The 26,351-nt window shown below is 69.7% G+C and carries 14 protein-coding genes; all 14 read right to left on the reverse strand.

Features of this window, described 5'->3' with window-relative positions; all coding sequences use genetic code 11:
- Positions 1-490: 490 nt before the first annotated feature.
- Positions 491-2,704, reverse strand: coding sequence for a type II secretion system secretin GspD (gene gspD, locus FJU31_RS16680; RefSeq protein WP_150455731.1), 2,214 nt, complete (start codon positions 2,702-2,704; stop codon positions 491-493).
- 9 nt (positions 2,705-2,713) lie between these two features.
- Positions 2,714-3,505: a general secretion pathway protein GspN gene (locus tag FJU31_RS16685; protein ID WP_150455732.1), complete on the reverse strand. Its 792-nt coding sequence runs from the start codon at positions 3,503-3,505 to the stop codon at positions 2,714-2,716.
- Complete coding sequence (gene gspM, locus FJU31_RS16690) at positions 3,495-4,196, reverse strand: type II secretion system protein GspM (RefSeq protein ID WP_150455733.1); 702 nt, start codon at positions 4,194-4,196, stop codon at positions 3,495-3,497. The genes FJU31_RS16685 and gspM overlap by 11 nt, the downstream gene beginning before the upstream one ends.
- Positions 4,171-5,334, reverse strand: a complete 1,164-nt coding sequence (locus FJU31_RS16695; protein WP_150455734.1) for a PilN domain-containing protein — start codon at positions 5,332-5,334, stop codon at positions 4,171-4,173. Before FJU31_RS16695 ends, gspM begins: the two co-directional genes overlap by 26 nt.
- Positions 5,331-6,194 (reverse strand): type II secretion system minor pseudopilin, encoded by an 864-nt coding sequence (locus tag FJU31_RS16700; protein ID WP_150455735.1) that lies wholly within the window; start codon positions 6,192-6,194, stop codon positions 5,331-5,333. The genes FJU31_RS16695 and FJU31_RS16700 overlap by 4 nt, the downstream gene beginning before the upstream one ends.
- Positions 6,191-6,823 (reverse strand): type II secretion system protein J, encoded by a 633-nt coding sequence (locus FJU31_RS16705; protein WP_150455736.1) that lies wholly within the window; start codon positions 6,821-6,823, stop codon positions 6,191-6,193. The genes FJU31_RS16700 and FJU31_RS16705 overlap by 4 nt, the downstream gene beginning before the upstream one ends.
- The gene (gene xpsI, locus FJU31_RS16710) at positions 6,820-7,239 is read right to left on the reverse strand and encodes a type II secretion system protein XpsI (RefSeq protein ID WP_116864291.1); all 420 of its coding nucleotides are present in this window, start codon (positions 7,237-7,239) and stop codon (positions 6,820-6,822) included. The genes FJU31_RS16705 and xpsI overlap by 4 nt, the downstream gene beginning before the upstream one ends.
- Positions 7,236-7,730 carry a type II secretion system protein XpsH gene (gene xpsH / locus FJU31_RS16715; protein WP_150455737.1) on the reverse strand — a complete coding sequence of 165 codons (495 nt, stop codon included), beginning with the start codon at positions 7,728-7,730 and terminating at the stop codon, positions 7,236-7,238. The genes xpsI and xpsH overlap by 4 nt, the downstream gene beginning before the upstream one ends.
- Before the next feature lie 6 nt (positions 7,731-7,736).
- Positions 7,737-8,180, reverse strand: coding sequence for a type II secretion system major pseudopilin GspG (gene gspG / locus FJU31_RS16720; RefSeq protein ID WP_116864293.1), 444 nt, complete (start codon positions 8,178-8,180; stop codon positions 7,737-7,739).
- A 49-nt stretch (positions 8,181-8,229) separates the two neighbouring features.
- The gene (xpsF, locus tag FJU31_RS16725; protein ID WP_150455738.1) at positions 8,230-9,453 is read right to left on the reverse strand and encodes a type II secretion system protein XpsF; all 1,224 of its coding nucleotides are present in this window, start codon (positions 9,451-9,453) and stop codon (positions 8,230-8,232) included.
- A 24-nt stretch (positions 9,454-9,477) separates the two neighbouring features.
- Positions 9,478-11,205, reverse strand: a complete 1,728-nt coding sequence (gene gspE, locus FJU31_RS16730; protein WP_150455739.1) for a type II secretion system ATPase GspE — start codon at positions 11,203-11,205, stop codon at positions 9,478-9,480.
- A gap of 148 nt (positions 11,206-11,353) precedes the next feature.
- Positions 11,354-13,207, reverse strand: a complete 1,854-nt coding sequence (locus tag FJU31_RS16735) for a S8 family peptidase (protein WP_150455740.1) — start codon at positions 13,205-13,207, stop codon at positions 11,354-11,356.
- A 153-nt stretch (positions 13,208-13,360) separates the two neighbouring features.
- Positions 13,361-21,760 carry an ESPR-type extended signal peptide-containing protein gene (locus tag FJU31_RS16740; protein ID WP_150455741.1) on the reverse strand — a complete coding sequence of 2,800 codons (8,400 nt, stop codon included), beginning with the start codon at positions 21,758-21,760 and terminating at the stop codon, positions 13,361-13,363.
- A gap of 445 nt (positions 21,761-22,205) precedes the next feature.
- On the reverse strand, positions 22,206-26,090 hold the full coding sequence (gene purL, locus FJU31_RS16745) for a phosphoribosylformylglycinamidine synthase (protein WP_150455742.1): 3,885 nt from the start codon (positions 26,088-26,090) through the stop codon (positions 22,206-22,208).
- Positions 26,091-26,351: the final 261 nt, after the last annotated feature.

Raw genomic sequence — 26,351 nt, forward strand, 5'->3', positions numbered from 1 at the left:
GGTGGGTCCGGTTGAGGGGGACGCTGCAAGTACGTCCCTGTAAGCTCGGTCGCCGCATCCATGCGGCTCACGCCCCCTCAACCGGACCCACCCCGCCTTCGACAGTTTCCTGCGAGCTGTCGGAACGGCACGCTGTTCTGGTGGGTGTCGACCTTGGTCGACACGGATGCATTCTCGGTATCTGAAAAAACTTCGTGTCGACCAAGGTCGACACCTACCAAAAGCCGCACGTCCGGTAGATCCACGCCATGCGTGGATGATTGATCTGGTATCCGACAGATGTGCCGACCAACGGTCGGCACCCACCAACGGCCCCGTGAACCTGCCGAAGGTGGGGCGGGGGGGGGGGGGGGGGGGGGGGGGGGGGGGGCGCGCCCCCCCCCCCCCCCCCCCCGCCACCGCACGGAATGCCGCTCATGATCTTGAGGTTGCCGGCCAGCGGCCGGCACTGCCAGCGGGTGCAGGGCTGCAAGCCCTGCTGCAAAAACCCCTACTTCTTGCGCTCGCGGGTGGGGAACGGTTCCATCGCGCGGAAGCGGTTGCTGTACTCATCGGTCAACGTCCGCGCTTCCTGCCCGTTGCGCACGATCGTCGGGGTCAGCAGAACGATCACTTCCGAACGCTTGTTCAACCGTGCCTTGCTGCCGAACAGACCACCCACGATCGGCAGACGGCTCAGCCCCGGCACCCCCTTGGAGCTGTCTTCATCGGAATTGGTGATCAGGCCCGCCAGCATGATTGTGTCGCCGCTCTGCAGGGCCGCCTCGGTGGAAATCTTGCGGGTGTTGATCGGCGGGTTGCAGGTGGTCTTGGTCGGGTCGCAGCCGGTCGGCACGGCGCCGGCCGAGCTGACTTCCTGCACGATGTCCAGGAACACCACGCCATCACGGGTGATGCGAGGGCGCACCTTGAGGATCACGCCCGTGTCCAGATACTGCACGGTGCTATAGGTGCTGTCGCTGACGCCGGTGTTGACCGACACCGAGTTGATCGGAATCTTGGTGCCGACGTTGAGCTGGGCCTCGGCGTTGTTGCGCACGAAGATGGAGGGGGTCTGCAGGAGGCGCAGGTTGGTCACCTGGTCCAGCGCGCTGACCACCGCGGCAGCATTCTTGCCGAGGAAGGTCCAGCCGGTCTCGCTGCCGGTGATGGCGCCGGCGAAGCTGCCCCAGATGTTGCGACCCAGCGCGCTGGGCAGGGTGGCGCCTCCAGTGGAGCCGGTGAAGTCCTGGCCCTGCACGGCATTTTCGAAGAACCAGTTGACGCCGTACTTCAGGTCGCCGTTCAGATCGACTTCGGCCACCTGCGCTTCGATATGCACCTGCAGCGGCATCACGTCCAGCTTCTCGATCACCTCGCGGATCGAGCGCCAGGCCTGCGGGGTGGCGCGCACCAGCAGTGCATTGGTTTCTTCCACCGCCGAGACGCCGACGGTGTCACCTTCCACATCAAGGCTGACGCTGATGTTGCCTTCCTGCCGCTGCGGCAGGTTCATCGTGCTGGCCATGCCGCCGTTGGCACTGGACGAGGTGCCGGTACCGTTGGTGTTGTTGCTGCCATCGCTGCTGTTGCTGAAGGTGTCGCCACCCCGGCTGTCCAGCTGCATCGGCGTCGCACCCGGTGCCAGCCCGGCGCTGGAGCCCCGGTTGTTGCGGCTGTTGCTGCTGGCGAAGGCTTCGGACAGGCGCTGGGCCAGGTCGCGTGCCTTGATGTAACGCAGCTCGTAGGAGAACAGGCGCGCACTGCCACCGGCGGTGTCGATGCGGTCCAGCCACTGCTGGATCTGGTCCAGGTAGCGCACCTGCGGGGTGATCACCAGCACGGCATTGGCGTTTTCCAGCGGCAGGAAGCGGAACATGCCGGCGCTGGGCGTCTTGCTGTCTTCGCCGAAGACTTTCTCCAGGTCGCTGGCGACCTGCTCGGCCTTGCCCGACTGGATCGGGAACACGCCCACCGACATGCCCGACAGCCAGTCGACGTCGAAGATCTCGACGGTGTGCAGGTAGTTTTCCAGCTCGGCGCGGGTGCCGCCGAGGGTGATCACGTTGCGGCCGGTATCGACGTTGACAATGGCGTTCGGTCGCGCATAAGGCTCCAGCACCTTCTTCATCTCGCTGGCGGAAATGAACTGCAGCGGCACCACCCGCACTTCGAAGCCGCGGGCACTGGAGGCCGGTGCGGTGCTGGGTGCGACGGTGCCGGCCAGCGCCTGGTCGGCGGCGACGATGTTGTAGCGGCCACCGCTGTAGACCATGCGGGCGTTGTTCCAGCCCAGCACCATCTCCAGCAGGTTCAGCGCCTGCGCCGGCGACACCGGCTTGGGCGTGGCCAGGGTGACCGTGCCCTGCACGCCCGGCGCGATGACGTAGTTCTGCCCCAGCATGTCGCCGAGGATGGCCTTGACCACCGCGTGCACCGACTCACCTTCGAAGTTGAAGGTGGCGCTGCCGCCGCTGGCCGAATGCAGGGCCGGTGACGGCGCGCGCGCGGCCTCGCGGTTGATCATGGTGCCGCTGCCACGGCGGATCACCGCCTGCGGCGTGCCGGCGGCGGCATCACCTTCGACCACCTGCGGATCAGCGGCGGCGGCACCGGCCTGCGGTGGCGGTCTGGTGGCACTGCGATGGACATGCGGGCCGGACACGGTGGCGCAGCCGACCAGCAGCGTCAGGGCAAGGGACCAGGGCAGAAAACGCAGGTTCATGCATTCACTCTATCGGTTGGAGCCATCGCCCGGGGGCGGCGACGGTTGTTGCTGCTGTTGCTGCAGCTGACGGCGGCGGGCCTGGATGCGTTCGCGGATGGCCTGCATCTGCGCTTCGCTGGGGCCGTTGTTGTTGGCGGGGGGAGCTGCGGCGGCTGGCACGGCAGCAGCGCCTGCCGGCTGCGCCACGTTGCCGTCGGCGGCGCGCGGATTGGCCACCAGCTGTACGGATGGTGGTGGCGGTGGAGGCGGCGGCACGGCACCGGCGGGCGGCACCGTGCCGTTAGCACCGCGCAGCACGGTCGGCGGTTCACCGCCCTGCCCGTTGAAGGTGGCCAGTTCCAGCACCTGGCTGCCGCTGGGGCCGATCACCGTGGCCTGGCGAGGCTCCAGCGCGACCAGCTGCCAGCCATCGACCGCCTCACCATTCAGGCGCAGGCGCACCGAGCGGTTCTGTTCGGTGGTGAAGGTGGCCATGCTGAAACTGTCGGTGAGCAGCACGCCGGTCAGGCGCAGCGCGGCACTCGCGGCCGGTTCGCTGCCGCCCAGCAGGTACGGGCGCGGCCGCCGGTCTTCGGCGAACAGCGGGCGTTCGCCGATGGCGCTGAAGCTGTCGGCCGCGGCCATGCGCTCGGCGGCCATCGGCGGCAGGGCCGGCAGCGTGGCCAACGCGGCGGCATCGCTGTCGGCGGCCGGCAGTCGGCCGCCCAGGCCGAAGCCGGTGGCCAGCCAGGTGGCGCCCGCCCAGCCGGCCAGGGCCAGCAGGAAGCCGGTACGCAGGGTGATCGGGTCACGTTTCATCGGTGCCCTCCGCTTCCACCGGCGGCTCGGCCGGTGCAGGGCTGGCATCGGCGGCAGGCGCCGCTGCAGCAGCATCCGTCGCAGGCGCAGCGGCATCGCCACCGGCTCCGGGCAGCAGGTAGCCGGCCAGTTCGAACGACACGTCCAGGCCGAGGCCCGATTCGTTCGCGGATTGCTGGAAGCGCTGCGCGATCAGGTTGAGGTTGTCGACGAACAGGCGCGGGCTGCCGGTTTCCAGGCTGTGCAGCACGGTGGCCAGTTCGGCCACGCCACAGCGCAGGCGCACCTGCATGGCCACGCGCACGAATTCGGCATCGCGGCGGTTGTCGGTGAGCGGCGTGCGGTTGCTGATGGTGCAGCTGCGATTGCCCGGGCTGGCCGTGGCCACCGCGTCCTGCACGCGCGCGCCGAGGGCCGCGGCGGCGGCTTCGGCGGTGGCTTCGCGCAGGAAGCCGGGGCGCTGCTGCAGGGCCTCGCGGGTCTGCTGCAGGCGCTGTTCGATCTGCGGCTGCTGCTGCAGCTGTGCCTGCACGCGCTGCTGGCGCTCGCGCAGCGCGGCTACGTCGTCGTTGATGGCCAGCAGCGGCTGGGTGAACCACGGGTGCACCAGCAGCAGGTAGGCCAGGCCCAGCACTGCCACCAGCAGTGCCAGCGCCAGCCAGCGGTCACGGCGTGCGCTTGGCATCGGCATCGGCCGCCTCCTTGGCTGGGGCGGCAGGGGCGGCGGCCGGGGCCACCGGCACCGGCTGCAGCTCGGCAGTCAGGGTGAAGCGGTCACGGCCGCTGCCGGCGCCGTCGGCCTGCAGCACGCCGGTCAGATTGACCTTGCGCCACTGCGGTGCGTCCTGCAGCAGCTGGACCAGCTGCGAGGCTTCGCTGCTGAGGCCGATCAGCTGCAGGTTGTTGTTCTCGATGGCCAGTTTTTCCAGGTAGGTGCCATTGGGCAGGCGCTGGGTCAGTTCGTTCCACAGCTCCACCGTGCTGGCGCGCTGGGCGCGCTGCTTTTCCAGGAACGCGGCACCGTCCAGCAGCGTCTGCAGTTCGCTGCGCTCGCTGGCCACGCCACGCGCACTGCGGGCGCTGCGCTCGACCTCGTCGCGCAGGGCGTCGGCCGCCTCGCGACGGTTGTCCAGCAGCTGTGCGGCAGCCAGCACCAGCATCACCAGTGCAGCCAGGCCGAGCAGCAGGTTCCAGCGCCGCATCGGGTCATGCCGCGGCTGGCGCTGGGCCGGCGGCAGCAGGTTCACCTGCAGCGGCTGGCCCTGCGCGTCGAGGGCATCGACACCGGACAGCGCATCGGCCCAGGCGCCGGCCTGGCCGCGCCAGGCATCGAGCTGGCGCAGCGGCCACGCCACCAGTTCAACCTGCAACAGGCCTTCGCCAGCACTCCCGCGTTCGCGCACGTCATAGCTGACCTGGCTGGACTCAAACGGCGTCTGCCGATCGATCTCGTAGCCGACCACCGCACGCAGGCGGTCGCCGGCGGCCATCGGCAGGCGCAGGTTGCGGCGCAGGACCTGCGGTTCGGCCAGCAGCCAGACCCGCGGCAGGCTGCGCAGGCGCGCGTCGAGGACGCGGTCCAGTTCAGCCGGCTGGGTCGGCCATGGCAGGCTGGCCACGGGTTCCAGGCCCTGCCCGGCTTCGCGCCAGACCTGCAGCAGGTCACCCTGCCGCTGCAGCAGCAGGCGGGTCTGCGACCAGCCCAGCGCCCACTGCCAACGCGCCGGTACCCAGGCCAGCAGGGACTGCCGCCACCAGCGCAGGAAACGGCCCGCACTTGGGCCGATCCGCCCCTGCACCTGCCGCAGGCTGTCCTGCCATGCCGTCATCTTGCTGCCATTCCCTGCTCCCAGCGAAGCACCGTGTAGGTTCGTCCGGGCACACCGCCCGATCCATTGCGTACCACCGCCTGCAGGACCGACAAGCGACCGCTGCCGTCGATGGCACGGGTCTCGATACTATAGGTGCCGCTGCCGCTGGCAAGCATTGACGGCGCCGCACCGGAACCTTCGTCACGCTCCAGCTGGGCGCGCTGCGCCAGCACCTGCTCGGCGTCCAAGCCCAATGCGGTCAGCACCGGCGCTCCCGCCACGCGCGGATCCGGCCGCGCCTGGCGGCTGTACAGCGTCAGATATGGCAGCATCGCCGTGTACAGCGAGGCACGCATGCCAAGCACGCGCTGCACTTCGCCCAGGGTTTCGAAGCGCTTGTTGCGTGGGCCATACGGCAGGCCCGCCGCTGCATAGTCCGGCGCCTCGGCGCCACCACCGGGCTGCAGCAGGCTGTCTTCATCGCGCCAGTCGATGATGGCACCGGCCAGCTGCCGCGCCTGCTCGGCAGGTTCGCCCAGCGCCTGCAGGAACGCAGTCAGCAGCGTCGCGTCGGCCAGGTTCAGGTTGATCTTGCCGTTCTCGTCCAGCACCCGGATCTCGACGGGGACATCGTCGTACCGCCAGCGGTAGGTGCGTCCATCGGCCTGCCAGGCCGGCCGCTGCGGGTCCGGGCGCAGGCGCAGCAGTGCATATTCCAGCCCGGCACGGGCACGCTCCTGGCCCCGCGCATCATCGTCGAGCACGCGCTGCTGCAGGTGTTCGACGCGTGCGGTCAGCGCGAAGGCACCGACCAGCGCGGTCATCAGCGCGATCAGCCACAACACCAGCACCAGGGCGGCCCCGCGCTGTGCCTTCATCGTGCACCGCCCATGCCGCCGCTGCGCGGTGCGACCACCAGCGGCGGCCACGGCGCGCCACGCTGCGGCACGATCTGCACTTCCACCAGCAATGGCAGGCGCCGGGTGTCGTCCCAGCGCGGCAGCCAGTCGCTCATCTGTCCATTGGCCGGGTCGATGCCGCGGTAGCGCAGCGTCACCTCTTTCAGTGCGTCGGCCAGCACTTCGGGTGGGCGCGGCGGCGTTTCCGGCAGGCGCTCGCCTTCCTGCAGCAGCACCAGGTCCAGCAGCAGGCGGCGCTGGCCGGGCGCGCCATCGACCTGCAGGGTGTGCAGGTAGGGCCCGCCACGACCGAGATAGCCGGGCAGATCGGCGACGAACTGCATGCCTTCGTCATCGCCCTGGAAGAACACCGGCTCGCGGGTGGGATCGGGCACCTCGATCGGGCTGCGCAGCGCACCGCCCAGCTGGCGCCGCAGCAGCGCCTGCACCGCGCGCATGCGTTCGCTGTCGGCCGCGATCTGTTCGCCGCGCTGGCTGACCGCCATCGCCGCACGCACGCTGGCGAATGCCAGGGCCAGGCCACCGGCCAGCAGCACGGTGGCCAGCATCACTTCGACCAGGGTGAAGCCGGCAGCGCGACGCTTCATCGTGCGCCCTCCAGGTCCGGCGGCAACAGGCGCAGGCTGCGCCACTGCAGTTTCTCGCGTTCGCCGTCGCCCCAGCGCACCTGCAGCTGCAGTTCGGCCAGCCACGGCGCACCCGGTGACTGCGTCGGCGCGACATCGCCGGCACGCGGCTCGCTCCATGGCTGCACCTGCAGCTGCCAGTGGTAGCGGCCCTGCTCCCATTCGCCACTCTGGCTACCGACCTGCAGCGGCGCGTCAACGCCGGCGCTGGCCAGCAGCGACTGCGCATGCAGTACCGCGCGGGTGCGCAGCTCGCCATCGCGGACCTGCCGCGCGCCGCCGGACAGGCTGCCCAGCAGCAGAGTCAGGGCCAGGCCCAGCAGGGCGAAGGCCACGATCACTTCGAGCAGGGTGAAACCACGCGCCGACTGTTTCATTGCGACCGCCATGGACCGGAACGGACTTCGCCGGTCAGCCAGCCGACATCGATGCGCCATTCAGCGGCGTCGCGCTGCAGGCGGATGCGGCCGCCACTGGAGCCGCCATCGGGGTGGAACTCGATCACGCCCTGCCCCGGCGCATCGCTGAGCTGCGCGGCGCCTTCAAACACCACCTGCACCGGTTCGGGCACGCTGCCACGGTGCTCGTTGGCGCCCTGCCAGCGGTGCTCGGCCGGCTCGATGACGAAGCGCTGCGGTTCGCCGCGGGCAATCGCCTGCGCGCGCACCATGCGCAGCTGGCTGGCGATGTCCTTGCCCGCGCTGCGCAGCTGCATGCCGGCAAAGCCACGCGACAGGCCGGCGGCCGTGATCAGGCCGATGGCCGCGATCAACGCGATCACCAGCAGCATCTCCAGCAGCGACAGGCCGGTCGCGCGCCTGCCGTGCAGGCGCGGGCTGGGCAGCCGGCGCGGCAGGTACGGCGTCATGCGGGATTACGGCTCGTAGCGGATATCGGCGTCGACGCTGCTGCCGCCGGCCTTGCCGTCCTTGCCCAGGCTGATCAGCTCGTAGGCCTGGCCTTCGCCCGGTGCGCGGTATTCGAGCGCGTGTCCCCACGGGTCGTTCAGATCGGCAGGCTTGGCATACGGACCCAGCCAGCCACCGACACCGGCCGGCGAGGTCACCAGGTCATTGAGCGAACCCGGCAGCTTGCCGGTGTCGATCTGGTAGTTGTCGATCTTCGAGGCGACGGTCTGCACCTGCGCCTTGGCGATGTTCGCCTTGCCGCGGTCGGCGCCGCCGAGCACGCGGCTGGCGACCAGGGTCAGCACCGCGCCGATCAGCACGATGACGATGATGATTTCCAGCAGGCTCATGCCGGTCTGGTGGCGTGCGCTGGCGAAGGACAGGCGGATCGGGCGACGGGAAGCAAGCATGGTCGGTCCTTTCAGTTGCGGTGAGTCGGGGTTGCAGGGAAAGCCATCATCAACCGATGGCGTTGGTGAGGTCGTACAGCGGTACCAGCACGGCCACGATGACCGCGCCGACCACCGAGGCCAGCACCAGGGTGATGGCCGGCACCATCGCCGCCAGCAGACGGTCGATGCGGCGGGCGCTGTCCTGTTCGAAGGTATCGGCGGCCTTCAGCAGCATGGTGTCGAGCGCGCCGGATTCCTCGCCGACCTGGATCATCTGCAGGGCCAGGCGCGGGAAGCGCTTGCCGCGCGACAGCGCCAGCGACAGGCCGGCACCGTTCTTCACTTGGTCGGCGGCGGTGTCCAGATCGGCGGCCAGCGCGCGGTTTCCCAGTACGTTGCGGGCGATGCCCAGCGCGCCCAGCAGCGGTACGCCGTTGCGCAGCAGCGTGCCAAGGGTGCGGGCCAGGCGTGCGGTTTCCAGCTCGCCGAGCAGGCGGCCGATGCCGCGCCGCTGCAGCAGCCAGCCATCCAGCGCCAGGCGCGCAGCGGGCTGTCGGAACTGGCGTTCCAGCAGCAGCGCCAGCACCGCCGGCACCACCAGCAGCAGGATCCACCAGTCACGCACGAACAGGCCCAGCTGCAGCACCGCGTTGGTGAACCACGGCAGCGCCACGTCCAGGCTTTCATACATCTGCGCAAACTGCGGCACCACGTAGCCAAGCAGGAACAGCAGCGCGCCACCGACCACCACCAGCAGGATGGCCGGGTAGACCAGCGCGTTGACCACCTTGCCCTGCAGCGCGCGGCTGCGTTCGAGGTAATCGGCCAGGCGCTGCAGGGTCTCGTGCAGGCTGCCACCGGCTTCACCAGCACGCACCATGTTCACGTACAGGCGCGAGAACAGGCCGTGCTGGCGTTCCAGCGCGGTCGACAGCGGTGCACCGCCGCGCACCACATCGCGGATGTCGGTGATCGCGCGCCGCGAACGTTCGTCCTCGGGCAGGCCGAGCAGGATCGACAGCGCGCGGTCCAGCGGCTGGCCGGCGCCAAGCAGGGTCGAGAGCTGCTGGGTGAACTGCAGCAGCGCCGCGCCCTGCAGCGGACGCGGGCGGAACAGGTTGCCCAGGCTGCTGCCCCCTACCCCGCCACCCTCGGCGGCCAGGCGCGTTTCCATCGGCAGATGGCCCTGGTCCTGCAGGCGGGCGATCAGCTCGGCCTCGCTGGCCGCTTCCATCTGCCCGTCGAAGACTTCGCCGTGCGGGTTCAGTGCCTTGTAACGATAGGTGGGCATGTCAGCGTCGATCTCCCGCGCGCATCAACCCTCCTCGGTCACGCGCAGGACTTCCTCGATGGTCGTCTGCCCGCTCAGGGCCTTGGACAGGCCGTCTTCGTACATGGTGCGCATGCCGGCTTCGCGGGCGATGCGTTCGATCTCGCCCATGCCGTCGCGACGCATCACCGCGCGCCGCAGCGCGTCGTTCATCACCAGGAATTCCATGATGGTGGTGCGGCCCAGGTAACCGGTCGGTGCCAGTGCCGAGGGCTTAGGACGGAACAGGTGGATCGGCCCCTGCGGCTGCAGGCGGCGCAGTTCGAAACGTTCGATCTCCTCCGGCGAGGCTTCGTAGCGCTCGGCGCGGGTGGGCTCCAGGCGGCGCACCAGGCGCTGGGCGAGGATGCCGTTGATGGTGGACGTGAGCAGGTAATCCTCCACGCCCATGTCGAGCAGGCGGGTGATGCCGCCGGCTGCGTTGTTGGTGTGCAGCGTGGACAGCACCAGGTGGCCGGTCAGCGCCGACTGGATGGCGATGCGCGCCGTTTCCAGGTCGCGCATTTCGCCGATCATGATGATGTCCGGATCCTGGCGCACGATGCTGCGCAGCGCGTTGGCGAAATCCAGGCCGATCTGCGGCTTGGCCTGGATCTGGTTGATGCCTTCGATCTGGTATTCGACCGGGTCCTCGACCGTGATGATCTTGACGTCGGCGGTGTTGAGCTGGCTCAGCGCGGTGTACAGCGTGGTGGTCTTGCCCGAACCGGTCGGGCCGGTGACCAGCAGGATGCCGTGCGGCTGTTCCAGCACCTTGCGGAACTGCGGCAGGAACGCATCGGTGAAACCGAGGCGGTGGAAATCGAACACCACGGTTTCGCGGTCCAGCAGTCGCATCACCACGCTTTCGCCATGCGCGGTCGGCACGGTGCTCACGCGCAGGTCCAGCTCCTTGCCCTGCACGCGCAGCATGATGCGGCCGTCCTGCGGCAGGCGGCGCTCGGCGATGTTGAGCCGGGCCATGATCTTGATGCGGCTGATGACCGCGGCAGTGAGGTTCGCCGGCGGGCTTTCGCCTTCCACCAGCACGCCATCGACGCGGTAACGCACCTTCAGGCGGTTTTCGAAGGGTTCGACGTGGATGTCCGAGGCGCGCAGTTCCACCGCACGCTGGATGACCAGGTTGACCAGGCGGATGACCGGGGCTTCGGAAGCGAGGTCGCGCAGGTGTTCGATGTCATCGACCGCGCCGCCTTCGCCGTCGGCGGTCTCCACGATCGCGCCCATCGCGCTGCGGCCCTGGCCGAACCAGCGCTCGACCAGGTCGTCGATCTCCGCGCGCATGCCCAGCACCGGGCTGACCGGCACGCCCAGCGCCAGCTGCACGGCCTGCTGCGGGTAGGCGTCATGGGCATCGGCCAGCCACAGGCGCACGCCGTGTTCATCCAGCGCCAGCGGGCAGACATGGAACTGCTTGAGGAAGCGCAGCGACAGCGGCAGGCCTTCGGCCAGCGACTGCGGCGGTGCCTCGGGCAGCTGTTTCGCTTCCAGCAGCGGCAGGCCCAGCACATCGGCGCTGGTCTGCGCCTGGTCACGTTCGGACACCAGCCCCAGCCGCACCAGCAGGCCCAGCAGGCTGCCGCCGGCTTCGGCATGCAGCGGGCGTGCACGCGCCAGGTCCCCTTCCTTGAGGCGCCCGCGCGCCAGCAGCGCATCGAGGATGCGGCCTTCGGCGTCGTCGATGGCGGTGGCAGTGGCAGCAAGCGCGTTCACATGACTCTCCTGTCGATCCTCCCGACTTTAGCAGTTCAGCCTGGACTTCCGCTGCCTTGTGCGCGCAGGACCACGAAAGGCGACGCCCGTCACCTTCCGGTAACGGGCGTCGCCAATTCACTTACGACATCAGGTGCAACCCTGACCCTTACTGGGTGGCCAGGATGGTCACGCCGTTGAAGGCCGCTTCGCCTACCACCTTCACGTAGTAGGTGCCGGCCACCGGCTTGGCCACGCGCACGGTTTCGGTGTTGCCCGGGCGGCTCGACCTGGCGTCGTTGTCGGTGGCGGTCGGCACGCGGCCCTGCGCCACATACACCGAGACGTTACCGGTGCCACCGTAGGTCAGCACGCTCAGCTGCTTGCCGGCGACGGCTTCGAAGGTGTACACGGTCTCGCTGCCGGTCGCGCCGGCAACACCGGCGAGCGCCACCTTGTTGGTCAGCGGGATGCCTTCCGGTTCGCAGTTCTCGGTGCACGGTTCGGCCAGTGCCTTGGCCAGCGCGGCCTTGGCGTCGACGATGCCGGTACCGATCGGGGTCGAGGCCGGAATGGTGACCGGGAACGGACGCGCGGTTTCCTTCAGCAGCGTGCGCATCGCCGCCGGGGTCAGCGGATCCTTGCCGTTGGCGATGAGCGCGCTCTGCACCAGTGCGGCAACGCCGGCCACGTGCGGCGAGGCCATCGAGGTACCGCCCAGGCCCATGTAGCTGTAGGCGCCCGAATCCGGGGTGGTTGCCGCATCCGAACCGGCCTGCCAGATATAGCCGCCCGGGTTGCCATCGACGCTGCCGCCGCCGCCCGGACCGGACAGGTCCACGCGCGCGCCGTAGTTGGAGTAGTAGGTGATGCCACCGGTGATGCGCGTCGCACCCACGGTCACCACGCCCTCGCAGCTGGCCGGACGGTAGTTGGCGGCGTTGTCGGTCTCGTTGCCGGCGGCCACCACCACAGTGGTACCGCGCGAGATCGCGCCGCTGATCGCATCCTGGTAGGCGCCTGCGCAGGCACCACTGCCACCCAGGCTCATGTTGATGATTTCAGCCGGGTTGGTGTTGGCGGGAATGCCGGCGACGGTGCCACCGGACGCCCAGGTGATCGCATCGGTGATGTCGGAGAGATAGCCGCCGCACTTGCCGAGCACGCGCACCGGCAGGACCTTGGCCTTGTGTGCGACACCGGCCATGCCGACGCCGTTGTTGGTCTGCTCGGCGACGGTGCCGGCCACGTGGGTACCGTGCCAGGAGCTGTCTTCCGGCTGCGAGCCGCTGTAGCACTCGTTGGCGTTCTCGACCCAGTCACCGTAGTCCTGTGCGCCCGGCACGCGGTCATCGGTGGCACGGCGGGAGGTCTCGGCGTCGCTGATGAAGTCGTAGCCCGGCAGCAGGTTGCCGACCAGGTCCGGGTGCTGCGGCAGGATGCCGGTATCGAGCACGGCAACGACCACGCCCTCGCCCTGCGAGACGTCCCAGGCCGACGGCGCGTTGATGCCACCGGTCGGGTTGCTCAGGTGCCACTGGTACTGCGCGTAGTAGGGATCGTTCGGCACCAGGGCCGGCTTCACGTCGCCCGCGCGCAGCTCGGTGCGGCGCAGCTTGACGTCGGCTTCGGCGTACTTGACCGACGGATCGGCCTTGAGCTCCTTCAGCACGCGCTGCAGTTCCGCCGGGGCCAGGCGGCCCTTCAGGCGGATCACATCGGCGCCGATGCCGAGCCTGCGCACCACCTGCGGGCCCATCGCGCTGGCGCGGCTGGTGCCCCCGGACAGGCTGGCGCGGGTGAGTGCGGACTGCACGGTGGACAGCTTGGCCGAGCGGTCGCTGGCGGCCGACGTACCGGTCTTGTACATCACGATGATGCGCTCGGTGCCCGCGTCGGCGGTGCTGGCCTGGCGCACCGGCTCGCGGGTCGGCAGGCCGGCAGCGTGGACCGCGCCTGCGGCGGTCACCGACAGCAGGGCGGCGGCAAGCACGTTGATGCGAAGGTTCTGCTTATTGATCACGTCACATTCCTCTTCTGGGTCATGGTTGGATCCAACACTGCGGCCATCAATCCTTGACGGATCCCGGCTGGCCGAGCCGGGGTTGCCGAGACCTCCCCTCAGGCCCTGTAGCAGAAGCAGCGCCGGCAGCAGGGCCGCCGGCGCGTTGTTGCCTTACCAACCGAAGCCGGCACCGACGCCCACCGAGGCGTCATCACTGCTGAACGCACCGCCGAGGGTGACCGTGGCGCGATCGCTGATCGCACGCTGGTAACCCAGCGACATCGCCGATTCACCGCCCTGGAAACCGATGCCGACGCCGACCCGGTTCTGGGTGCGGATGCCGGCGGCACTGGTGGCCATGTTGAGCATGGCCGCGCTCATCGCGCCCTGGCGGTCGATGCGGCGATCCATGTGGCGCAGGCGGCCATCCACTTCGCCCTTGAACACATCGAAGCTGTCGGCGACGGCCTGCACGCGGCTGTCGGTGTAGCTGTTGGCGGTGGTGATGCCGCGGTCCAGCTGGCCCTTGTTCACCGCATCGGTGGCCGCTGTACCTGCCGCCACGTTGGTGACCTGGCGTTCGTTGCCTTCGCTGCCCACCGACACCGTGTTGGCGCGGTCGGCGACCGAGCCCTGGCCCAGTGCGACCGCGTTGGCGGCGGTGGCCGACGCGCCCTGGCCGATGGCCGTGGACGACGCCCCGCTGGCGACGGCGCCGTCGCCCGTGGCGACTGCGTTGGCACCGACGGCCGGCTGCGCCGCCGTGGCGCCTTCGACGCTGGGCTTGGCCACCGCGTTCGACCGCGAGGCCACTGCATCGGACTCGGCCACGGTGGCCACCTGGGCGGTACTCGCCTGCACGCTGGCGCTGCGCAGGCTGGCCGTTGCCGTGCGGCTGGTGCCGCCGGCTGTGCGCTGGTCAAGCTCGGTCACCTTCCTGTCCAGTGCGCCCAGTGCGTCGCCGACATTGCTGTAGGTCGAGCCCTGGATAGCGTAGTTCGGCGCAACGAACACCCCCTGCATGCCGACGCTGGCACCGCCGCCGAGGATGCTGGCGGCATCGCTGAGCGATTGGAACAGCTGGCCGCCGTTGATCGCCTGGCGGCTGCCGGACGCGATGCTGCCGGCGCCGACGTTGTTGATGACGGTGCCTTCGATGCCGGACAGTGTCAGCTGGTCGCGGGTGGCATCGTCGTAGGCCACCGCGTTGGCCGAGGTGGATTCCACCGTGGAGATGCGCGAATCGAAATCACCCACGCGGGTCTCGACCGCACCCACGCGCTGGTTGGTGACGCTGAGCTGCGAACCGGTGACGGCATCGCTGCTGCCGGCGGCAATGCGGCCGTCGGCCACGTTGACGATGCGGCGGGTCGCCGGACCATCGGTGCCGTTGCCGCCACCGACCGAGACCACGTTGGCTTCCACCGCACGCGCGCCGGCACCCAGCGCTACCGAGTTGTTGCCGCTGACCGCACTGTTGGCACCCAGCGCCAGCGATGCATTGCCGATGGCGTTGGCGCTGCTGCCGACGGCAATGCTGCGGTTGCCGCTGGCAGTCGCGCCCGAACCCATGGCGACGGCATCAGTGCCGCTGGCGGTAGCCACGCTGCTGCCATTGGCCTTGAAGCGCTGGCCGACCGCATCGGCGGTGGCAGCCACGGCGTCAAGTTGGCCCTTGTTCACCGCATCAGTGGTTTCGGTACCGGCGGCCACGTTGGTGATCTGCCGCTGCGCTGCCGTGTTGCCCACCGACACCGTATTGGCGCGGTCGGCCTGCGAGCCGTTGCCGAGCGCGACGCTGTTGGCCGCACTGGCGGTGCTGTTGGCACCCAGCGCAGTCGCATCCTCGGCGCTGGCCCAGGCGTTCCAGCCGATGGCGCTGGCGTAGTCGCTGGTCGCCCAGGCACCGGCACCGAAGGCCGCCGCGCCGGTACCGCTGGCACGCGCCGGGATCAGGCCGAAGTAAGTGCTCCCACCGATGGCCACGCTTTCATCACCCGTGGCTTCGCTGGACTGGCCCATCGCCACCGCGTTGGCACCGGCCGCAGCGGCACCGAAGCCGACCGCGGTGGTGTTGGCACCGGTGGCCGCCGAGCCGTAGCCCAGTGCGGTGCCGAGGCGGCCGCTGGCTTCGCTGTAACCACCGACGGCGGTGGTGCCATCGGCGGTGGCCGAGGCGCGGAAGCCGCTGGCCAGCGACTGCGCGCCGCTGGCGATGGCTTCGGCACCGTTGGCCGTGCTGTAGACACCCGTGGCCTGCGCCGCGTTGCCGGTGGCGGTGCTGCTGATCTCGCTGGCCACAGCGCCGCTGCCGTAGGCCGCGCTGTTCTCGCCGGTGGCCTGCGCCTCGTTGCCGACGGCCGCGGCATTGACGCCGGTGGCCAGGCTGTTGAAGCCGACCGCCGTGGCATTTTCAGCCAGGGCGGTAGCGCCGCTGCCCAGCGCGGAGGCGCCGTTGCCGATGGCGTTGGAGGCTTCACCCGCAGCCAGTGCGTTGTAACCTTCCACATAGGCACCGGCATCGCTGTCGGCGCTGCCGCTGGCCTGAACGTACTTGCTGGTCTGTTCAGCAGTAGCAGCCACGGCATCCAGCTGGTTCTTGTTCACCGCATCGGTGCCTTCGGTACCCGCTGCCACATGGGTGAGCTGGCGTTCGCCGCCATCGCTGCCGACGGCCACCGTGTTGTCGCGGTCTGCCTGGGAACCGGCACCGAGGGCGACGCTGTTGATGCCGTTGGCGGTGGCCCCGGCACCCAGCGCGGTGGACTGCACTGCGCCGGCCCAGGAGTTCCAGCCGATGGCGGTGGCGTAGTCGTCGGTCGCCCAGGCACCGGCACCGAAGGCCGCCGCGCCGTAGCCGCTGGCACGTGCAGGGATCAGGCCGAAGAAGGTGCTGCCGCCGATGGCCACGCTTTCATCGCCCGTGGCTTCGCTGGAATCACCCATGGCCACGGAGCTGGCACCGCTGGCGGTGGCGAACACGCCGGCCGCGGTGCTGTTGGCACCGCTGGCCAGGGTACCGTAACCCAGCGCGGAGCCGAGGCGACCGCTGGCTTCGCTGTAGCCGCCGACGGCGGTGGTGCCATCGGCCGAGGCCGAGGCACGGAAACCGCTGGCCAGCGACTGCGCGCCGCTGGCGATGGCTTCGGCACCGTTGGCGGTGCTGTACGCGGCAGTGGCCTGCGCGCCGGCACCGGTGGCGGTGCTGCTGGTTTCGCTGGCGACCGCACCGCTGCCGAGGGCAGCGCTGTCTTCGCCGGTGGCTTGGGCGTTGTTGCCGATCGCTGCGGCGTTGCCGCCGGTGGCCAGGCTGTTGAAGCCGACGGCGGTGGCGTTGGCCGCTACTGCGGTGGCACCACTGCCGAGCGCGGTGGCACCATCGCCGATGGCATTGGCTGCCTCACCGGCGGCCAGTGCGTTGTCGCCTTCCACATAGGCGCCGGCATCGCTGTCGTCGCTGCCGCTGGCCTGGAAGTACTTGCTGGTGTTCTCCGCAGTGGCGGCGACGGCATCCAGCTGGTCCTTGTTCACCGCATCGGTGCCCTCGGTGCCGGCCGCGACGTTGGTGATCTGGCGCGTATTGCCAGCGCCGCCGATGGAGACCGTGTTGTCGCGGTCTGCAATAGAGTCGGCGCCCAGGGCCACGCTGTTGGCGCCCTGAGCTTCGGCGGCGTTGCCCAGCGCCGTAGCGTTGGTGCCCGGTGCCCAGGCACCACCACCGACCGCGGTGGAGTAATCACCCGACGCTTCGGTGGCGAGCAGGCCGAACAGCGAACCACCGATGGCCACGCTGTTGACGCCGGTGGCCAGGCTGCCCTGGCCGGTGGCCGTGGCATAGGCACCGGAGGCTTCCGAATCGCCACCGAGGGCCACGCTGTTGGAACCGGAGGCATTGGCGAAGTTGCCGAAGGCGGTGGCGTTGAAGGCCGACGCGTTGGCATAGCCGCCGATGGCGGTGCTGTAGCCGCCGGTGGCTTCGGCACCGATGCCGAACGCCGCCGACGCGGTACCGCTGGCGACGCTTTCGCTGCCGACCGCGGTGGCGGCTTCGCCGCTGGCGCTGCTGAAATAGCCCACTGCCACGGCTTCCTCGCCGCTGGCTTCGGACAGTACGCCGGTGGCGGTGCTGCCGGCGCCACTGGACACGGCAGCGGCACCGAAGGCCGCACTCTGCTCGCCGCTGGCTTCGCTTTCCGCACCCTGCGCGGTGGCGTACTCGCCGGTGGCCTGCGCGTTGGCGCCGATGGCGCTGGCATTGTCTGCCGTGGCCAGGGCATTGAAGCCGATCGCCTGCGCGTTGCTGCCGATGGCATTGGCACCGCTGCCCAGTGCGATGGCACCGTCACCGATGGCATTGGCGGCTTCGCCGGCGGCCAGGGCGTTGTCACCTTCCACGTAGGCGCCGGCATCGCTGTCGTCGCTGCCGCTGGCCTGGAAGAACTTGTTGCCGGTGCCTGCGCTGGCGGCCACGGCATCCAGCTGGGCCTTGTTCACTGCATCGGTGGCCTGGGTGCCGGCGGCGACGTTGGTGACCTGGCGTTCGCTGCCGGCGCTGCCGACCGACACGCTGCGGTCGCGGTCAGCCACCGAGCCCGCGCCCAGAGCCACGGCGTTGTTGCCGCTGGCGGTGCTGCCGGCACCGAGGGCGATGGCGCTTTCGCCACCGGCCACGGTGTTGGTGCCCACCGCAATGCTGTTGACGCTGTTGCCGAGTGCCTGGAAGCCCAGCGCCAGGCTGTAATCGCCGTAGCTGAAGGCACCGCGGCCAACGGCGGTCGAGCTGACGCCGTTGGCCCAGCTGTTGTAGCCGATGGAGGTCGCGCCGTTGGCACTGGCCCAGGCCGCCGGGCCGAAGGCCGAGGCGTTGGTACCGGTCGCCCACGCACCTGCACCGAAGGCGGTCGCGCCTTCCTCGCTGGCGGTGCTGTAACCGCCGACAGCGGTGCTGTCATCGGCCTTGGCAAAGGCACTGTCGCCGATGGCGACGGCATAGCTGCCGTTGGCGCGCGACTTGCCGCCCGCGGCGAAGCTGTTGTCACCGGTCGCCTGCGCGGCATTGCCGAAGGCGCTGCTGCTGGCGCCGGTGGCCTGCGTGGCGTTGCCCACCGCAGTGGAACCGGCCGAGGCGGTGGTGCCGATCTGGACCGGATTGCCTTCGTCGTCCAGCAGCGGCTGGTTGTACTCGTCGTAAGCCTGGCCGAGGCCACCGATGGCGACCGCACCGTCGCCGTCGGCGAAGGTGTTGCGGCCGAGGGCCACGGTGTCGGCGCCGATGGCTCCTGCACCTGCGCCCTGCGCAAGCGCGCCTGCGCCGAGCGCGTTGCTGGCCGAACCCGCAGCCACCGCACCTTCGCCTTCGGCGTAGGCGCCGGCATCGCTGCCCTCCTCGCCCTGCGCCTGGAAGAAGCGCGCGGTGGTGTCGGCAGTGCTGGCCACCGCATCGAGCTGGGCCTTGTTCACCGCATCGGTGTCTTCGGTACCGGCGGCAACATTGGTGATCTGGCGTTCGTTGCCCGTGCTGCCGACGGCCACGCTGTTGTCGCGCACCGCTTCGGAGTTGGCACCGAGGGCGACGCTGTTGGCGCCACGCGCGGTGGCGTAGTAGCCCACGGCGGTGCTCTGCGCGCCACTGGCCCAGGTCTGCGCACCCAGCGCGCTGGCGTTCTCGCCCGGCGCATAAGCGAAGTAGCCCACCGCCGTCGATTCGGCGCCGGAGGCTTCGGTCAGGCTGCCGTTGGCCACGGCATGATCGCCGCTGGCGATGGCACCGGCACCGACGGCCGTGGCCGCCTCGCCACTGGCCTGGGTCTGCACGAAGAAGCCCAGGCCCGGGATCAGATCGGCCGGGCCACCGATGGCCACGCTGCTGGTGCCGGTCGCGTTGCTCTGCGTGCCCAGCGCGGTGGAATAGTCACCCACTGCGTTTGCCACGGCACCGAAGGCCGAGGACTGCGCGCCGGCGGCATAGGCGCCGACACCGTAGGACGAAGCGGCAAAGCCGCTGGCTTCGGCGCTGGCACCGACGGCGGTACCGCCGACGCCGGCACTGGTGGCGCCGGTTTCCACCGGCACGCCACCGCTGGTGATCAGCGGGTTGCCCGCTTCATCGACGGCGGCACCACCCACGGCCACGCTGCCCGGGCCGGCGGCCTGTGCGTTGTTGCCGAAGGCGGCGCTGTTCTGCCCGCTGGCCAGCGCGTTGTTGCCCACCGCGGTGGCGTTCTGGGCGACGGCGGTCGCGCCGGCACCGACAGCGGTGGTGCCGTTGCCGATGGCGTTGGCGGCCTCACCGGCGGCCAGTGCGTCATCGCCGTCGGCCAGTGCACCGGCATCGCTGTTGCTGCTGCCGGTGGCCTGGAAGCGCTTGGCGGTGGTGTCGGCCACCGCAGCCACGTCCTTCAGCTGGCCGACATTCACCGCGTCGGTGTCTTCGCTACCTGCGGCGACATGGGTCACCTGGCGTTCGTTGCCGTCGCTGCCGACGGCCACGGTGTTGTCACGGTCGGCCTGCGAGGCCGCACCGAGGGCGACGCTGTTGCTGCCATTGGCGGTGGCGCTGGCGCCGAGCGCGGTGGACTGCGCGCCATCGGCCCAGGCGTTCCAGCCGATGGCCGTTGCATAGTCTTCGGTGGCCCATGCGCCGGCACCATAGGCCGATGCACCGTAGCCGCTGGCGCGCGAGGTGATCAGGCCGAAGTAGGTGCTGCCGCCGATGGCAACGCTCTCGTCGCCGGTCGCTTCGCTGGCTTCACCCACGGCGACCGCACCGGCACCGGTCGCGGTGGCGAACACGCCGGCGGCAGTGCTGTTGGCGCCGCTGGCGACGGTGCCGTAGCCCAGTGCCGAACCCAGCCGGCCACTGGCTTCGCTGTAACCGCCGACGGCGGTTGCACCGTCGGCCGAGGCCGATGCGCGGAAGCCGCTGGACAACGACTGTGCGCCACTGGCGACGGCTTCGGCACCGTTGGCGGTGCTGTAGACCGCGGTTGCCTGTGCGCCGGCGCCGGTGGCGGTGGTGCTGGTTTCACTGGCCACCGCACCGCTGCCCAGTGCGGCGCTGTCGCTGCCGCTGGCCTGCGCGTTGGTGCCGACGGCCGAGGCATTCTCGCCGGTGGCCAGGCTGTTGTAGCCGAGTGCGGTTGCCTGTGCGGCGATGGCGGTCGCGCCGCCTCCGAGCGCGGTGGCGCCATCGCCGATGGCATTGGCCGCTTCACCGGCCGCCAGCGCGCTGTCGCCTTCGGCCAGGGCACCGGCATCGCTGTCCTCGCTGCCGCTGGCCTGGAAGTATCTGCGGGTGTTTTCTGCGGTCGCAGCAACCTCGTCCAGCTGGTCCTTGTTCACCGCATCGGTGCCTTCGGTACCAGCAGCGACGTTGGTGATCTGGCGCGTGTTGCCGGCGCCACCGACGGAGACGGTGTTGTCACGCTCGGCAATCGAATCGGCACCCAGCGCGACGCTGTTGGCGCCCTGTGCTTCGGCAGCGTTGCCCAGCGCCGTCGCATTGGTGCCCGGTGCCCACGCGCCACCACCCACCGCAGTGGAATAGTCGCCCGACGCTTCGGTCGGCAGCAGGCCGAACAGCGCGCCACCCACGGCGACCGAGTTGGTGCCGGTGGCAAGACTGCCCTGGCCGGTGGCGGTGCTGTAGGCACCGCTGGCTTCGGCATCGCCACCAACGGCCACGCTGTTGGAGCCGCTGGCATTGGAGGCGTTGCCAACCGCGGTTGCGTTGAAGGCCGAGGCGCTGGACAGGCCGCCCAGTGCGGTGCTGTAACCGCCGCTGGCTTCGGCACCGACGCCGAAGCTGGCCGACGCGGTGCCGCTGGCGATGCTGCCTGCGCCGACGCTGGTGCTGCCGTTGCCCAAGGCCTGCGCCTGCGCGCCGACGGCGGTGGCGCTGTCAGCGGTCGCCAGTGCGTTGTGGCCCAGCGCCGTGGTGTCGTCGCCATCGGCGGTGGCCGATGCGCCGGCGGCCAGTGCGCCTTCGCCATCGATCTGCGCGGCGTCGCTGTCATCGCCCGCACCATCGGCCTTGAAGTAGCGGCGACCCTGCGCGGCGGCAGTGGCCAGTGCGGCCTGGGTGGCCTGCGCCTGCGCATCGAGCTGCGCACGGTTGACCGCATCGGTGGCTGCCGTACCTGCGGCCACGTTGGTGATCTGTCGTTCGCTGCCGGTTGCGCCCACCGACACGGTGTTGGCGCGGTTGGCAGTGGAGCCGGCGCCCAGCGCGACGCTGTTGGCGGCGCTGGCGGTGCTGCCGGTGCCCACGGCCACCGCGTTGCGGCCGCTGGCGTTCGCGCTGCCGTCGACCACGCACTGGTCGATCAGGCTGCTGCTGAGGGTCACGCAGTTGGCGTTGCCGCCCACTTCCACCGACTGTGCGGCAACGAGGCCGGAGCCTCCCAGTCCCATGGCCAGGGCAAGGGCTGCGGCCAGAGTCACCGGCCTGACGTGGTCGGCATCGCGGCGCTGGTCGACGACCCCACCGCGGGTGTCGGAAGAGGCCATTTCCGAGGCCACCACCAACTGACCCCGTGCTTTGTTCCAGACCTTGCGATAAATCCGATTCATCGATACGGCTCCTGATTTCTGGGCTGGTTTTGGGCAAAGCAACGCCATCGCCGGACCTTCTGGTCCAACGTCCCCCCTGGGGGCGTTATTCGCGTGATTTACTGCGGGTATTGCCGGACGCCGCGCAGCGACAGAAAACCGGGCGCAGAGCGACGTGCGGTTACTGCGATATGAACAGATTTGAAACAGGGCCCAAGTGTTAACGGGAACTTTCCGAATCGTCAAGACTTTGACGCAGGAAAACCCGTTGCCGTGAACCAGCGCACGTTTTTGCCTATTTATTCTGCGATTTTGTTATTTGCTTGTGACGAGATATCGACGCCCTGTAAATGCATGTAACTCACCGCTGCGGCAGGAGTTTCTGCCCGTGCAAAGAAAAACCCGACAGTCGCCTGCCGGGTTTTCCGTACTTCATCGCATTGCAGCCTGCGCGGCGGATGCGCCGTCAGCCGCACCACACCCGGGCATTGCGGAACATGCGCATCCACGGCGAATCACCCTGCCACTCGGCCGGGGCCCAGCTCAGGTTGAGCGCACGCGGCGTGCGTTCCGGGTGCGGCATCATGATGGTGACGCGACCGTCGGTGCTGGTCAGGCCGGTGATGCCGTCCGGCGAACCGTTCGGGTTCAGCGGGTACTGGCTGGCGACGTTGCCGTTGCCGTCGACGTAGCGCAGCGCCACGCGCGCGGTGGCCTGGTCCACGGCGTTGTCGAACACGGCCTGGCCTTCGCCATGTGCCACCGCCACCTGCAGGCGCGAACCGGCCATGCCACGCAGCAGGATCGACGGCGACTCCACCACTTCCAGCAGCGCGGTGCGGGCTTCAAACTGCTCGCTGGCGTTGCGGCGGAACTGCGGCCAGTGCTCGGCACCGGGGATGATGTCCTTCAGCTGGCTCATCATCTGGCAGCCGTTGCACACGCCCAGGGCAAAGCTGTCTTCGCGGGCGAAGAACGCGGCGAAGGCATCACGCAGTGCGCTGCGCTCGAGGATCGACGTCGCCCAGCCACGACCGGCACCGAGCACATCGCCGTAGCTGAAGCCGCCACAGGCCACCAGACCGGTGAAGTCCTGCAGGGCCACGCGGCCTTCGATGAGGTCGCTCATGTGCACGTCGTAGGCGCGGAAGCCGGCACGTTCGAAGGCGTTGGCCATTTCGATCTGGCCGTTGACGCCCTGTTCGCGCAGCACGGCCACGCGCGGACGCGCACCGGTGCTGATGAACGGCGCAGCCACGTCTTCGTTGAGGTCGAAGCTCAGCTTCGGCTTCAGGCCCGCTGCGTTGAACGCACGCGCCACCTCGCGCTCGGCATCGGCGTTGGCCGGATTGTCGCGGCGCTTCTGCATCGCGTGGGTGACCGACCACCAAGCGTCGAACAGTGCTTCCCAGCGCCATTCGGCCAGGTTCTCGCCGCCCAGCGACACGCGCACCACCGGTGCGGTGGTCGGCCTGGCGATGCGCTGCGCGCACTCGATCAGTGCATGGCGCTCGATCAGGTCAGCAAAGGCCGCACGGTCTTCGCGGGCGATCTGCACCACCGCACCCAGTTCCTCGTTGAACAGGCTGCGGAACGGATCATCGCCCCAGGCATCGAGGGTGATGTCCAGGCCGAGGCGCGAGGTGAAGGCCATTTCGCACAGTGCGGCGAAGGCACCACCGTCGCTGCGGTCGTGGTAGGCCAGCAGCAGGCCGGCATGGCGCGCATCGCGGATCAGTTCGAAGAAGCCCCGCAGGCGCTGCGGGTCATCCAGGTCCGGGGCGGCACCGGCGAAGGCCGGCAGGTCGCCGTGGTCGGCGTGCACCTGGGCCAGGATCGAACCGCCCAGGCGCTGCTTGCCGGCACCGAGGCCGATCAGCCACAGCTCGCTGTCCACGTCGCGGTCGAGCAGCGGGGTCAGCTGCTGGCGCACGTCGGCTACCGGCGCGAACGCCGAGATGACCAGCGACACCGGCGACACGCTCTTGTGCGCTTCGCCCTGGTCGTGCCACTGCGCCTGCATCGACAGCGAGTCCTTGCCCACCGGGATGCTGATGTCCAGCTGCGGGCACAGTTCCATGCCCACGGCCTTCACCGCGTCGTACAGCAGCGCATCTTCGCCCGGGTGGCCGGCAGCGGCCATCCAGTTCGCCGACAGCTTGATTTCATCCAGTGCGTCGACCGGCGCCGCGCACAGGTTGGTCAGCGCTTCGCCGACCGCCATGCGTGCCGAGGCAGCGGCGTCGAGCAGGGCCAGCGGGGTGCGCTCGCCCAGCGACATGGCTTCGCCCGCCACGCCGTCGAAGTCGGCCAGGGTGATGGCCACGTCGGCCACCGGCAGCTGCCACGGGCCGACCATCTGTTCGCGTGCGGTCAGGCCGCCCACGCTGCGGTCGCCGATGGTGACCAGGAAGTTCTTCGAGGCCACGGTCGGGTGCGCGAGCACGCGCAGGCCGGCTTCCTGCAGGTCCAGGCCACCGGTCTTCAGCGCCGGCCAGCGCGGTGCCGGCGGGTGCACGGTGTCGCGGTGCATCTTCGGCGGCTTGCCGAACAGCACGTCCATCGGCAGGTCGATCGGTGCATCGGCCGGGGTGTGGCCGGGCACGGCGCCGTAGGCCACTACCAGGTGTTCCTCGGCGGTAGCCACGCCGACGGCGGCGAACGGGCAGCGCTCGCGGGCGCACAGCGCGGCGAACTCGGCCAGGCGCTCCTGGGCCACGCCCAGCACGTAACGTTCCTGCGACTCGTTGCACCACAGCTGCATCGGCGACAGCGAGGGGTCATCGGTGGGCACCTTGCCCAGGTCGATGACGCCGCCGACATTGGAGTCGTGCAGCAGTTCGGGGATGGCATTGGACAGGCCACCGGCACCGACGTCGTGGAAGAACTTGATCGGGTTGTTGGTGCCCATCGCCACGCAGCGGTCGATGACCTCCTGGCAGCGGCGTTCCATTTCCGGGTTGTCGCGCTGCACGCTGGCGAAGTCGAGGTCCTCGGCGCTTTCGCCGGAGGCCACCGAACTGGCGGCGCCACCGCCCAGGCCGATCAGCATCGCCGGGCCACCCAGCACGATGACCGCATCACCGGCCTGCAGCGGGATCTTGTCGACCTGGATGCGATCGATCGCGCCGAGGCCACCGGCCAGCATGATCGGCTTGTCGTAGGCGCGCACCAGATCGGCGCCTTCAGGCAGCTCGAAGCTGCGGAAGTAGCCGAGCAGGTTCGGGCGGCCGAACTCGTTGTTGAACGCGGCGCCGCCGAGCGGACCGTCGGTCATGATTTCCAGCGCCGGTGCCATGCGCGGGTTCAGCGCGCGCGGCGCTTCCCACGGCTGCGGCAGTTCGGGAATGCGCAGGTGCGAGACCGAGAAACCGGACAGGCCGGCTTTCGGCTTGCCACCGCGGCCGGTCGCGCCTTCGTCGCGGATCTCGCCCCCGTTGCCGGTCGAGGCGCCCGGGAACGGCGCGATCGCGGTCGGGTGGTTGTGCGTTTCCACCTTGATCTGGAAGGCGCTGGGCACCTGCGGTTCGCGGCGGTACTCGCCGCTGGCCGGATCGGGGCGGTAGCGCGAGGCCGGGTGGCCTTCGATCACTGCGGCATTGTCGCTGTACGCGCTGAGCGTGTGCTGCGGGGTCTGCTGGTGGGTGTTCTTGATCATCCGGAACAGCGAACGGTCCTGTTCCTGGCCGTCGATGGTCCAGCTGGCGTTGAAGATCTTGTGGCGGCAGTGCTCGGAGTTGGCCTGCGCGAACATCATCAGTTCGACGTCGGACGGCGAACGGCCCAGCGCGGTGAAGCGTTCGCGCAGGTAGTCGATCTCGTCCTGGGCCATGGCCAGGCCGAGGCGCTGGTTGGCGGCCTCCAGCTGGTCCACCGGCACGCGTTCCAGTTCACCCCGCGCCGGGGTGGTGAACAGGGCCTCGCCCTGGTCGACGGTGTCCAGCACCGACTGCGTCATCGGGTCATGCAGGGCCTTGACCAGCGCCTGCTGGGCGGCGGCCTCGGTCGGCCAGCCCTGCACGTCGATGCGCAGGCCGCGCTCGACCCGGCTGACCGGCTGGCCGGCACCGCGGACCAGTTCGGTGGCCTTGCTGGACCAGGGCGACAGGGTGCCCAGGCGGGGCACGACGATGCGGCTGACGGCGCCGTCGGCGATGGCCTCGGCCTGCGGCTGGGCTTCCAGGATGCGGCACAGGGTGGCCACGTCGGGGGCGGCCGTGCCTTCGGGCTGGACGAAGTAGACGTGCCAGGCACCGCTGATGCGCAGGGAGGGAGCGATGGACTGCAGGCGGGATTCAAGGCGTTCGCGGCGGAACAGCGACAGGGCGGGCGCGCCCTCGAGGACCATCATGTCCGGGGAACCGTAGTTGGGAAACGGGCCCGACATTGTACCGGAACCCGGGGGAGGGCTTTGGCCGGGCGGCGCCCGGCGCACCCCGTAGAGTCGAGCTTGCTCGACTGGGCCAACGGCCACAGCAACAGCCGGAGCAAAAGCAACAGCGGGCTTCCTGAGGATGGTGAGGTGGGGGGGGGTGGGGGGGGGGGGGGCGGGGGGGGGGGGGGGGGGCGGGGGTGGCCGCCAACGGGCGCACCCCCCCCCCACCCCAGCCCC

Source organism: Stenotrophomonas cyclobalanopsidis, assembly GCF_008710035.1.
Taxonomy (GTDB): Bacteria; Pseudomonadota; Gammaproteobacteria; order Xanthomonadales; family Xanthomonadaceae; genus Stenotrophomonas; species Stenotrophomonas cyclobalanopsidis.